The organism is Galbibacter mesophilus (genome assembly GCF_023721415.1).
GTDB lineage: Bacteria > Bacteroidota > Bacteroidia > Flavobacteriales > Flavobacteriaceae > Galbibacter > Galbibacter mesophilus.
On sequence record NZ_JAMQVC010000001.1, the window covers coordinates 71,749 to 84,772 of the forward strand.

11 protein-coding genes are annotated in these 13,024 nt (G+C 37.1%); 10 read left to right on the forward strand and 1 reads right to left on the reverse strand.

Features of this window, described 5'->3' with window-relative positions; genetic code table 11:
• Positions 1-332: 332 nt before the first annotated feature.
• The 4 genes from pncB (at position 333) to NDQ75_RS00275 (ending at position 6,557) form a co-directional block, all read left to right on the forward strand.
• A complete protein-coding gene (gene pncB / locus NDQ75_RS00260) occupies positions 333-1,520 on the forward strand; it encodes a nicotinate phosphoribosyltransferase (protein ID WP_202028767.1) in 1,188 nt (395 codons plus the stop codon).
• 296 nt (positions 1,521-1,816) lie between these two features.
• Positions 1,817-2,713 carry a gliding motility-associated ABC transporter ATP-binding subunit GldA gene (gene gldA / locus NDQ75_RS00265; protein ID WP_202028768.1) on the forward strand — a complete coding sequence of 299 codons (897 nt, stop codon included), beginning with the start codon at positions 1,817-1,819 and terminating at the stop codon, positions 2,711-2,713.
• A 133-nt stretch (positions 2,714-2,846) separates the two neighbouring features.
• Positions 2,847-5,270, forward strand: coding sequence for a TonB-dependent receptor (locus NDQ75_RS00270; protein WP_202028769.1), 2,424 nt, complete (start codon positions 2,847-2,849; stop codon positions 5,268-5,270).
• Between the two features lie 3 nt (positions 5,271-5,273).
• Positions 5,274-6,557: a PepSY-associated TM helix domain-containing protein gene (locus NDQ75_RS00275; RefSeq protein ID WP_202028770.1), complete on the forward strand. Its 1,284-nt coding sequence runs from the start codon at positions 5,274-5,276 to the stop codon at positions 6,555-6,557.
• 77 nt (positions 6,558-6,634) lie between these two features.
• Here the strand turns inward: NDQ75_RS00275 and NDQ75_RS00280 are convergent, their stop codons facing one another.
• On the reverse strand, positions 6,635-7,903 hold the full coding sequence (locus NDQ75_RS00280) for an NAD(P)/FAD-dependent oxidoreductase (protein ID WP_202028771.1): 1,269 nt from the start codon (positions 7,901-7,903) through the stop codon (positions 6,635-6,637).
• 239 nt (positions 7,904-8,142) lie between these two features.
• On the opposite strand from NDQ75_RS00280, the gene gloA2 reads away from it, so the two are divergent.
• The 6 genes from gloA2 (at position 8,143) to rplS (ending at position 12,789) form a co-directional block, all read left to right on the forward strand.
• A complete protein-coding gene (gloA2, locus tag NDQ75_RS00285) occupies positions 8,143-8,532 on the forward strand; it encodes an SMU1112c/YaeR family gloxylase I-like metalloprotein (RefSeq protein ID WP_202028772.1) in 390 nt (129 codons plus the stop codon).
• A 128-nt stretch (positions 8,533-8,660) separates the two neighbouring features.
• Positions 8,661-9,464, forward strand: a complete 804-nt coding sequence (locus tag NDQ75_RS00290; protein ID WP_202028773.1) for a DUF2490 domain-containing protein — start codon at positions 8,661-8,663, stop codon at positions 9,462-9,464.
• A 100-nt stretch (positions 9,465-9,564) separates the two neighbouring features.
• Entirely contained in the window at positions 9,565-10,179 is a 615-nt protein-coding gene (locus NDQ75_RS00295; protein ID WP_202028774.1) for a tRNA (guanine-N1)-methyltransferase, read from the forward strand.
• 78 nt (positions 10,180-10,257) lie between these two features.
• Complete coding sequence (locus NDQ75_RS00300) at positions 10,258-11,358, forward strand: DUF748 domain-containing protein (RefSeq protein WP_202028775.1); 1,101 nt, start codon at positions 10,258-10,260, stop codon at positions 11,356-11,358.
• Between the two features lie 21 nt (positions 11,359-11,379).
• Positions 11,380-12,057 (forward strand): tRNA (guanosine(37)-N1)-methyltransferase TrmD, encoded by a 678-nt coding sequence (trmD, locus tag NDQ75_RS00305; protein WP_202028776.1) that lies wholly within the window; start codon positions 11,380-11,382, stop codon positions 12,055-12,057.
• Between the two features lie 381 nt (positions 12,058-12,438).
• Entirely contained in the window at positions 12,439-12,789 is a 351-nt protein-coding gene (rplS, locus tag NDQ75_RS00310) for a 50S ribosomal protein L19 (RefSeq protein WP_202028777.1), read from the forward strand.
• Positions 12,790-13,024 lie beyond the last annotated feature (235 nt).

The window sequence follows — 13,024 nt, forward strand, 5'->3', positions numbered from 1 at the left end:
ATATTGTTCGTTAGCAAAAACCTATAACCGTCCCGTTCTTTTATTAAAAAAATAGAAGAAGAAAAAGTAAAAGTTCCAGATGTATCCGTTTGCTAACATGAAATTGTTTCTTGTTTGTGGTGCTAATGTAATTATTAATTTAGAATAAAAAACCCTTCTGGTTTATTTTTTTGAAAAAAACATAATTTCTTAACTTTTTTTTCAAATTTAATTTCAAAATTCACGTTTTTCTATCAATCTTTAATTGCGCACTTCCATGACCTGCACATAAACACCATAGAGATTTCATTCTATTTGAAATAAAATGTAACTTTCCGAATAAATTATTTGCAATGATAATAGAAGAAAGCTACAATGTCTTTAATTCCATATTAGATAACGATTTCTATAAATTTACCATGCAATGCGCCGTGGTTAAATTGTTTCCCAATACCAAAGCGAAATACAAGTTTATAAATAGAGGGAAGCATGTTTTCCCTCCGAATTTTGACAAAGCACTTCGCACTGCCGTAGATAATATGGCGCTGTTGAAGCTTACCAAAGATGAAAAACAGTTTTTAATAACCCAATGTCCCTATTTAAATCCGGCGTACATTGATTTTTTGGAAGGCTATCGCTACGACCCTTCCGAAGTAACCATTACGCAAACGGGAAGCGACATTGAAGTTTCCATTGCTGGGCATTGGTATCGAACCATTCTCTGGGAAGTACCTTTATTGGCTTTAATTAGCGAATTGTTCTATAAAATGACAGACCAAGAAGGTTGGACGGCCGAAAAAATTGAAGCCAATACCCTTGAAAAAATCAAACTCTACAACGAACTCGGCGTTCCTTTTGCAGAATTTGGTACGCGCCGAAGACATTCTTATCGCACTCACCGAAAAGTAACAAAAACTCTTGCCAGTTATAAAGGACAAAGTTTTTCCGGTTCCAGCAATGTCCACATGGCAATGCTTTATAACGTTAAACCAATTGGCACCCACGCCCATGAATGGTTTATGTTTCATGCCGCGGAGTATGGTTTCAAAATGGCCAACGCCATGTCATTAGAACATTGGGTAGATGTTTATCGCGGTGATTTGGGTGTCGCTCTTTCCGACACCTACACAACCGATGTTTTCTTCAAACAGTTCGATACCAAATTTGCAAAACTCTTCGACGGAGTAAGGCATGACAGCGGCGACCCTATTGAGTTTGCCGAAAAAACAATTGCTCACTATAAGAACCACGGAATTAATCCGCTTTACAAATACATTATATTTTCTGATGGATTGAACCCAAAAAAGGTAGAGGCCATAACCAAGGCCTGCAAAGGAAAAATTGGCTTGTCCTTTGGTATTGGCACCAATCTCACAAACGACGTAGGCTTGCAACCCATGAACATCGTTATAAAACTTACTGATGTTTTAACTAGTGACCAAGAATGGCTGCCCACCGTTAAACTTTCTGACGAACCCAATAAACACACAGGCGAGCCAAAAATGATAGCCTTGGCAAAAGAATTATTAAGAATTACTTGATGTTTCTTTATCAGGAGCATTTTTGTCCTTGAATTTTTTGGAAAAGCTATTACCCGCTTTCGCCACTACACGGTAGTCGGCTCAATCAGGGCTAAGGGCTTTCGGTAGTGTTTTCAAACCATTATACAAACCACACATGGAAAGAGAACAATTAATCCTTACGGCGTTAAGTTCCGTTTTTTCAACTATTAACTTTTCACTCTTAACTTTTAACTTTTAAATCTTTCACTCATTTACTTTTTCACTTTTTAACTCCTATACTTTCAACTTTAAAACTTTAAAACTATTTTTGGCTCATGTCCATCACGGTTAGTAATATCAAAAAAATATACGGGTCGCAAGAAGCGCTCAAAGGAGTTTCATTTTCCATTAATAAAGGAGAAATCGTTGGTTTTTTAGGCCCCAACGGAGCTGGTAAATCTACTATGATGAAAATCCTTACCACCTACCTCCCTCCTTCTGAAGGAAAAGCAATGGTGAACAGTTTTGATACCGAAACCCAAAAAATGGACGTCAAAAAAAGTGTTGGCTATTTACCCGAACACAATCCGCTTCATTTGGATATGTATGTTCGTGAATACCTCAACTATACGGCAAGTCTTTATAAAGTGTCTACAAAAAATACTGAAGAAGTTATTTCACAGTGCGGCTTACTTCCCGAAGCCAACAAAAAAATAGGTGCGCTTTCTAAAGGATATCGACAGCGGGTTGGATTAGCTGCAGCACTTATTGGCAATCCCGAAGTTTTAATTTTAGATGAACCTACTACAGGACTTGACCCCAACCAACTCTTGGAAATTAGAAAGCTAATAAAATCCATCGGTAAAGAAAAAACGGTACTGCTTTCTACACACATCATGCAAGAAGTGGAAGCCATTTGCGATCGGGTAATCATCATCAATAAAGGAGAAATTGTAGCCGATAAAAAATTATCCGACCTTCGGAATTCCGAAGAACAAATTGTTCAAGTGGAATTTGATTATCGTGTAGAAGACGTTTTATTAAAACAACTTCCGCTGGTAAAAGACGTAAAAAACACCATTGGTTTTGTGTACGAAATCACTTTTAAAACCGATAAAGACATGCGCGCCACGGTGTTTGATTTCGCCCACGACAACGGACTAAAAACACTTCAGTTAAACCAAAAGAATAAAAATCTAGAGAGTCTATTTATAGAGCTAACCAATAAGTAACTTTCACCTCTCAAAATTACATTCATTCCTTCAGTAAAAACAACACCTAAACTTTTTTTAAATTTTTTATTTTTAATTAATCTAAATAAACTATAGTTTTTATATTTGCGCCAACTTAAAAACCCAACTGACAATGCAAAAGTTAATTATAACTCTAGTATTTATATTTTTGATTAATCTTACATTACAAGCACAAGCTACCTTAAAAGGAACCATCACTACAGAAAGCGGCGAACCTCTGCCTGGAGCCACTGTAATGGTAGATAGCAAAGGAATTACTACCAACGAGAACGGGAATTATGCTATTGCAGATATAAACCCGGGCACTCATACAGTTAAAACTACGTACATTGGTTTTGAAACACAAACTAAGGAACTAACTGTTGAGAATGGAGAAACCGCAACGCTCGACTTTCAGCTCATTTCATCGAGTGAGGAGCTCCAAGCTGTGGAAATTACCGGTAGACGAGAAAAATCTTATAAAAACGAAGTGAGTTTTGCCGCTACAAAAACAGCCACGCCAATAAAAGATATTCCGCAAGCAGTAAGTTATGTCACGAAGGAGGTAATGGCCGACCAGCAGGCATACCGTGTTAACGACATTGTAAAAAATATTAGTGGTGTAAATCAATTTTCCTATTATGATGATTTTTCGTTCAGAGGATTTCGTTCAGGAGAAACCTATATCAACGGCTTAAGGGTACTCGGACTTTTTGGTCCGCAACCATTGTTAGCAAACATAGAACGTGTAGAAGTTTTAAAAGGCCCTGCATCTGCTATGTTTGGTAACTCCGCACCTGGCGGAATAATGAACAGGGTGACCAAAAAGCCACTTTACGAAAGTAGAAATGCTATTAATTTCACAGTAGGAAGTTTTAATACGCTACGAACTACTGCCGATTTTACCGGCCCGATGAACGATAAAGGCACTTTACTGTATAGACTCAATCTCGCCTACGAAAATTCGGATTCTTTTAGAGACCTTCAAGATTTTAAATCATATGTTGTTGCACCTTCTATTTCATTTCTACCAACGGAAAAAACACGCATTAACTTCGATTTGGTAATCACTAATTTTGATAGTAAGTTGGATCGTGGTCAGCCAATTTTTGGAGCCACAGCAGGAACCGACCTAAACTCGACACCAATTTCTTTTGCAATTGCACAAACAAGTGATTTTCAAGTGACGGATGTAGCCTACGCTACCCTATCACTAAACCATAAATTTACTGATGACTTTTCGTTTAACGCTTCCTACATGCGTTATATGTATGAAGAAGATTTGCAAGAACACCGTACTTCCAATCAATTTGCTATTGACGGAAATGGCCAGCCTATCCCAACTTTAATGGGAATGCAGGTAATTACTAGGCAACAACAATGGGTAGCGGATAACTTATCGACATACTTTTTATATGAAGCGCAAACAGGACCCGCCTCCCATAAAATTGTAGCTGGTTTTGATTATAACGAACAAAGACAACCGGTTGGTAATGCACAATCGTTTGCCCGCGGTTACCGATTACAAGGCGGAGGAGTTTCCAATAGTCCAGCAGATTTCCCGAATTTTTTAAGGGATGACAATGGAAATCCCGTACCCAATGTCCCTCACTTTAATCTGGAAGATCCTTCATACAACGTGGCAAGAATCAGCGATTACGTTTTTGATGAAAGTCCGCGAGACCCTACAAAATATTACAATTATGGTTTTTATGTCCAGGACCAAATAAAATGGAATGATTTCCAATTTTTAGTTGGAGGAAGACAAGAGTTCTACGTAGATGTAACAAACTTCAACCAAGCTGATGAAGAAACCACTACTCAAAACAAGTTTTTGCCGCGATTGGGTGTGGTATATTCAGCTACGGATAATGTAAATGTTTATGGTACTTACACCCAAAGTTTTCAGCCACAAGGATTGGCATCCCAGACAGATCCAAATGCAGGAGGACCTTTTGATCCCGTAACTGCCTATATGGTTGAAGGTGGTGCAAAAGGAGAGTTTTTCAATAAAAATTTAGCGGCCAACTTAGCTATTTATTACATTGAAAATAATAACATTTTGGTAAATGCCAATGATCCTGGTAATCCCGACCTGTTGACACAAAGAGGCCAAGAAGTAGCAAAAGGTTTCGAACTCGACATTAATGGTAGAATATCGCCAAACCTGACCTTAACGGCCAATTATGCCTATAATGTTGCTGAGATTACTGAAAGTGACAACCCAGAAGAAATAGGTCGAACCAAAGAGAATGCCCCTCTAAACCAAGGTGGTTTCTTTGGAAAATATCACTTTAATTCTGGAGCTTTAAATGGAATGGGATTAACCTTTGGAAGCACATTTTCTTCCGCTAGGAACACTTTTGAGCCTACCTTGCGCCTACCGGAGTACACCATCTTTGATGCTGGCGCAAGTTATAAAGTCGATCGTTTCAACATATCATTCTTAGTAAATAATGTATTTGATAAAACGCATTGGGTAGGTGGCTACAGCTATGTTCGCCTTTATCCCGGAGCTCCGAGAAATTATTTATTAAGCGTTGGATACTCCTTTTAAAAAATGAGAATAAAAAAGAAACACTTTTTTAAAATCCACAGCTGGATAGGTATTCGATTAAGCATATTATTTTTTATAGTATGCTTTTCAGGAACTTTGGCCACACTTAGCCATGAAATGGATTGGCTATTTAATCCAAGTATCCGAGCTACCCCACAAAAAGAATTAGCCTCCCGAAACCTAATTGCGGCTAATTTTAAAGAGAAATATCCTGAAGGCAAAATGACTTATTGGACGCGTCCAAACGAGGCTTACTTATGCGATATTATATACAAGGAAGAAAACGGAAACAACAGCTATGTTTTTGCCAATCCATATACGGGCGAAATTCAAGGAGAAAGTAAATTAACCGTACAACGTTTCTTTAGGGATTTGCATTACTATTTATTTATCCCTTTTCAAATTGGGCATTTTACCGTCCTTATTTTTGCATTTCTTCTTTTTATTTCGTTTGCGACAGCATTGGTCTTCTATAAAAAATGGTGGCGAAAACTTTTTGAACTTCAAACGGGAAAAGGATCTTTGGTCTTTTTTAGAAGTCTTCATAGACTTGTTGGACTTTGGTCGGTGCCGTTTTCCATTCTTTTTTCCGTTACCGGAATTTGGTATTTCTTAGAACGCACGGACACTGGCAATATTGGAACAATTTCCAATCCGAAAAATCCAGAAATTAAAAACGAAAGACAAGTCGAAGACATAAAAAGTATCGATTTCGATCGAGCAATAATCACCGCCAAAAAAGCCATTCCTAATTTAAAAACCAGTAATATTAACATTCCTGAAAAAACGAACAATGTAATTTACATTACTGGAAAAAGCGATGTTCCATTAGTTAGGGAACGTGCTAATAGGATATACGTGGATCCAGTAACCTATCAACCTATAAAAGTTCAAAAGGCCAAAAACATTCCTACTGTAATGTACCTAAACGACATTGCAGACCCACTCCATTTTGGATATTGGGGAGGTTTGACAACAAAAATCATTTGGTTTGTATTCGGATTGGGAATCTCTTCTTTAATCCTTACTGGAATTTGGATTACCTTAAAAAGAACTGTCATAAAGCGTAAAAAAAAGAAACAAAAGATTATGGGCGTGTGGCGTTATATCAATTGGGGAATAATTGGCGTACTATTGGCTTTTATGTACATCATTATACTTACAAGATATCAGCCACCAATTTCTACCGTAGTAATTATTTCATTCGGGTGGTTACTTTTTATTTTTTTAACCTGGTATATTTTTGTCTACTTATTGCAAAAAGAAGTCAACAAAGCGATACAGTAAAAATAAAAACAGTTATCAATGCCTTCGGATGCGCCAATAGTGAATTAACTGCTGGTACATCCGAGGAAAAATACTCTTTATTTTCTAGACGTATCCCGAGGCTTAATAATCATTCGGAACGATTGGTCTTTACTGAAGTAATATCCTATCCAATCGTAAAGCGCACGAAGTCGGTTTTTGTAATTCACCAAAGACATAATATGAACGAAAATCCAAATAAACCACGCTGGAAATCCTTTTAAAAAGAAGCGCTCATTCGGTCCGTCGGTAACAGCTTTATTCCGCCCGATAATAGCCATAGAACCTTTATCACTATAATTAAATGGTTGCCATTGACCTTCTTTCTTTTTTAAATTTTCACCAAGATTATCTGCCATTTGAATCGCTACTTGCGCCACTTGTGGGTGTCCGTCCGGATATTTGGCATCACCTTCTAAAAGGGCTGTATCGCCCACGGCATAAATATTATCATAACCCTTCACCTTATTAAAAGCATCCGTTACTAAGCGGCGACCGCGACCGTAATCTTCTTTTTTAAATCCGTCGAAAACTTTAGCGGAAACCCCTGCAGCCCAAATCAAATTTTTAGAAGCGATGGTAGTTCCGTCAGACAAGAATACTACCCCGTCTTCAAAATCTTTTACTAACGTATTCAATTTTACTTTTACGCCCAATCCTTCCAATTTTCTTTTGGTGTATTGTTGCGTTTTTTCCGACATGGATGCCAATACTGCATCCAATCCGTCCAGCAAGTAAATTTCACCTAAATCGTCTTTAATAAGTTCGGGGTAATCCTTCATTATAATATGCTTGCGCATTTCTGCCAAAATACCAGAAAGCTCCACTCCTGTCGGTCCGGCGCCGGCAATTACAAAAGACAGCAGTTTTTTTCTGTGCAATGGGTCTTCTACCCGTGTAGCTCTTTCCAAACGGGTAAATACCAAATTTCGTAACGCCAATGCATCACCAATGGTTTTCATGGGCAATGCATCTCTTTCTATATTTTCGTTTCCAAAGAAATTGGTTTCCGTTCCTGTTGCCATGATTAAAATATCATACTGAACCTCACCATTGCTTAGAATAATTTTATTTTCTGAAGGAACCACCTTTTGCAGCGCACCTAAACGAAATCTTACATTGTTTTTTCCCCTCAATATTTTTCTAAAAGGATAACTAATAGCGGAAGGTTCCATAAAACCGGAAGCCACTTGATACAGTAAAGGCGGGAAAAAATTATAATTATTTAAATCTACAAGAACCACATCGTAGGCGCTGGAATCTTTAAGCTGACTTACCAATTCGATACCGGCAAAACCACCTCCTACAATCACAATTTTCTTTTTCATTACAGGGCTTTAATTTTTTGAGGTTGCCAGGTTTTATTTCAGAAAAAACCTTATTCTTCAAAGTTATTATAATCTACTGAGGAAAAAGATAATCTGGGACAAGAAATTTGTTATTTACCATCCATTTTCATCAATCCATTTAAAGAAATACTCTATTTTTTCAAAGATGAATTTTGCAAATACTTTTTACTTTCAGTTTTATATTGAAGAACCAGCACAAACATCTTTATATTTACCGAATGGAAATCGTTAACTTACATCATATCGCCATTATTTGCTCAAATTATGAGGTATCAAAACAGTTTTACACCGAGATTTTAGGTTTTACCATAGAAAATGAAGTATATCGTGAAGAGAGGCAATCTTACAAGCTGGACCTTTCCCTCAACGGAACTTATTTAATCGAGCTTTTCTCTTTTCCTAATCCGCCCAAAAGACCTACGCGACCAGAAGCCACAGGGTTAAGGCACCTTGCCTTTGGTGTAAAGAATATTGAAAAGGAAATTTCTTACCTAAACACCAAAAACATCACTACCGAACCCATTCGTAGAGATGAACACACTGGTAAAAAGTTCACTTTCTTTGAAGACCCAGACCGTTTACCCATTGAACTATACGAAGCGGAATAGCGTCTTTTATCAATCACATCGGTTGTATTTCAGGTCCTTTTTCAATTTTGCTTTTTTGAATCTGTCTATTTTATCGTCTCACATTAAATAGCTATTTTAGATAGCAAAATGTAAGACTGTTAATATCCATGAAGCTATACACTACAGTTCCGCTATTCATAAAAGTAGCTTTATGCATATTTATTGCAACAGTAAATGCATTCTCTTGTTTTTCCCAAAACGACAGCATAGTAGACCATGATATAACCAGTCAGATTTGGGTGGATTTTAGACCTTCGTGGAAACTTAGCGAAAGAACAACGCTTAATACCATTGTAAGCTATAGAAGATATGAGCCGAAATCAAATCAGAATTTCGTTACTCGGGCTGAAGCCGTTTATGAGCTTAAAGAACTAAATTTAAAAAACCTTCGGTTTAACCATGCTTTGGCTGGTGGAGTTTCCTATTTTATAATTGATAACTTCAACGCAACCAATGCCTTTGAGTACCGCCTTCATCAGGGATACAAATTAAGCTTCAAACCCACCAATCGTACGCACTTTAAACAATATCTCCGGCTGGAAGAACGTTTCACCAATTTATTCCGAAGTAACAGTTCATTCGGACTTCGGCTACGCTATCGCATAAGAGGAATTATCAATTTGGAAGGATTAATTTTTAACGGACAAAGGGGCTTTTATATCCCAACCGACCTAGAATTCTTTTTCAACATTAAAAAATCCAAACAAATTAATGACGTAATCCGCCTTTCCCCAGGCATAGGCTATGTGGTAGACCCAAGCTTTAAAGTTCAATTTAATGTTGGCTATCATTACACGAGACAAGAGTTTGATGAGCTTATTCGAACCAACGACATTATTTTTCAATTACGTGCCTACAAAACTTTCCCTTTAAAAAGAGCTTCGGAACTTCACCCTGTTGAAGTTGAATAGTTATTTTTTACAATTTCTAAACAATAAGTCAAGATTGCACTCGTTAGCAGTAAAAAACCTAACTTTGCAAATCCCAAATTTAATTTTTAACGAATTGAAGATGACCAGAAAGACTATTTTAACAGCAACCGTATTATTTCTTTTAACTGTTTTTTCCGTAAAGGCCCAAGAGGAGGATGAAAACAAATTATCCTTAACGGAAGGAACTATTGACAATCAGTTTGAATACATTTTTGAAAAAGCCAACAACTATCAAGATTATAAGGTGGTAAAAAGAAATTGGCTCTTGCTTTTGAAGAAAAACACGTTGGATTCTGTAGCTAGATTAGAAAACGAACTTGCTTCTTCTGAAGAACTCACAACTACTCAAAGAGCAAAAATAGACAGCCTTAACAAGCAGTTGGCGTCCACCAACCAGCAGCTATCCCGAGTTACCGAGGAAAAAGATAGTATTTCCTTTTTCGGAGCACTTATCAACAAGCCTGCTTACAAAGGAATTATGTGGGGCATCGTTGCCCTACTTGCGCTTATTCTCGCTTTATTTGTCTATAAGTTTAGAAATGCTAATGCGATAACACAAGACGCAAGAAAATCTTTGGCAGAACTGGAAGAAGAATATGAAGAACACCGAAGAAAAGCCTTAGAAAGGGAACAAAAAGCTAGAAGACAATTACAGGACGAAATAAACAAACAGAAATTGGCAAAGTCCAAATAAGGATAATTGACTTTTTTATGATTTTATTAAACTCCCCATTTGGGGAGTTTTTTTATATTACTCCTTAAAACCCTATCAATGAGAAAAAGAAAGAAGGCCTCCTATACCATTCTAATAATTATAGCGGTGCTACTAATTATTCGGCTCATCCTCCCTTATGCTGTAAAAAGGTATGTTAACAACACTTTACAAAATATCCCAGGCTACTGGGGAAGCGTTGACGATATCGACCTTAACTTTTATCGCGGAGCTTACGTAATCCATAAATTGAAATTAGACAAGGTGAACGGTGAAAGCAACATTCCGTTCTTGGATTTTGAAAAGTCGGATATTTCACTTCAATGGAGTTCTCTTTTTGACGGAAAAATAGTGAGCGAAATTAAGCTTCATAGACCCAAAATCACCTATGTTTTTGAAGAGCAAGCAAAGGACTCCGCAGGACCTACCAATGAAGATTGGAGCAAAGCACTTACTGACCTTGTTCCTATAGACATTAACGAACTAACAGTTACCAATGGAAAAGTAGGTTTTATTCAGTTCAATAAAAGTCCGGACGTAGATTTGTTTATCGATCAGATCGATTTGCGCGCCACAAACCTTCGAAATGTAGTAAATCAAGAAGAAAAACTACCGTCTTCAGTGCATTTAACGGCCGTAAGTATCGGACAAGGAAATGTAAGCCTCGACGGAGAAATGGACTTGGTAAAACAGGTACCGGATATTGATTTCAATTTTTCTTTAGAGAATGCAGATGTTAAAGCGCTGAATTCATTTACACTTGCTTACGCCGGCTTTGATTTTGAAAAAGGAAATTTCGATTTGTTTAGTGAAGTTGCCATAAAAGACGGATACCTAAAAGGTTATTTCAAGCCTATTTTAACAGATACCAAAATAGTAGATGACTTCGGAAAGGAAGACAGCGATATTTTTAAAAAAGCTTGGGAAGGCTTTGTTGGTTTCTTCAAATTTATCTTTAAGAACCAAAAAGAAGACAGCCTAGCCACTAAAATACCAGTTGAAGGTGACTTAAACAATGTTGGCTCAAATATTTTCACTACTATTGTGGGCATTTTTAAAAATGCCTTTATTGAAGCTTACAAAGGCGAAGTAGATGGAACTATTAAGTTTCATGATGCCAGCAAGGAGTCCAAGGAAAAGGAAGAAAATACAGAAAAATAAACAGAATTAAGACCGTTTGCCATGCGAATTGATATCATAACCGTACTCCCCGATTTAATGAAAAGTCCGTTTGAAGGCTCAATTATGAAACGCGCTATTGAAAAAGGACATGTAGAAGTTCATTTTCATAATTTAAGGGACTACACCACCAACAACTACAAAACGGTAGACGACTATCAATTTGGTGGTGGCGCTGGTATGGTTATGTTGATAGAACCTATTGATAAATGTATCAGCGAACTAAAAGCACAACGGGAATATGATGAAGTAATTTACATGACTCCCGATGGCGAAACTCTAAACCAGAACATCGCTAACCAATTATCTTTAAAAGGAAATTTAATAATTCTTTGTGGGCATTACAAAGGTGTAGACCAAAGGGTCAGGGATTTGTTTGTTACAAGGGAAATTTCAATTGGCGACTATGTGCTTTCTGGCGGGGAATTAGGCGCCGCAGTCCTTTGCGATGCTATAATAAGATTAGTACCTGGCGTTTTAAATGACGAAACCTCCGCCTTAACAGATTCTTTTCAGGATAATTTACTTGCACCTCCTGTTTACACAAGGCCAGCCGACTATAAAGGTCATAAAGTACCCGAAATTTTATTAAGCGGTAACTTCCCTAAAATTGAACAATGGCGGGAAGACCAAGCCTATGAACGCACCAAAAAACGCAGACCGGATTTATTGGGAGAGTAAGTTATCTGGGTGTTGGATTTTAGGTGTTGGAAGCTGTAGGCTTTAGGCGGTAAGGAGTAGGCGGTAACTTATCGAACAAAAAAACTTTGAAACTGGCCACTGAATACTTTGAACCCTTGACCTTAAACTTACGATTTTGGGTATTGGGAATTTAATCCTAAATCTTGCATCATGGCTCTTGGCTCGTGATTCTTAAATCTTGATTCTAAAAATTGTATCTAAAAGCAACTTTACTGAATAAAATTCCATGTGGTATCAATAAAAAACATGCAAAAGATTGGAAATTAAGGAATAATAATTAATTTTGCACCCTATTTCAGGTTAACCTCTGACGAAACTCGTGTATGTTAGCGTGAATCAACACTTTATAAATATAGCACAATGGAAGCTTTAGTAAAATTTGTACAAGACGAATTTGTAGAAAAGAAAGAATTCCCTCAGTTTTCTGCAGGAGATACTATCACTGTTTACTACGAAATTAAAGAAGGTGAGAAAACACGTACTCAGTTCTTTAGAGGAGTTGTAATTCAAAGAAGAGGTACTGGTACTTCAGAAACCTTTACTATTAGAAAAATGTCTGGAACTGTGGGCGTAGAAAGAATTTTCCCAATCAACATGCCAGCATTGCAAAAAGTTGAGATTAACAAAAGAGGTAAAGTACGTAGAGCACGTATATTCTACTTCAGAGGTCTTACTGGTAAAAAAGCTAGAATCAAAGAGGTTAGATCATAACCCTTTTACCATAAACACACAAAAAGCCCGCTATTCGCGGGCTTTTTTAGTTATCAACAATTGTTAATAACGTCAGTTCGTAACTTGTTGATTACTAATCCGTTGAAAAATTGCTTTCAAGACACTTATTCCCTATATTTACAATAAGAAACTTTAAAAAAGTTCTTATACATAGTTTTGTTTTTATAAGGTCTCGATAGTTTTTACAGCTAAGCGCTTTAAAAATTGACAGAAA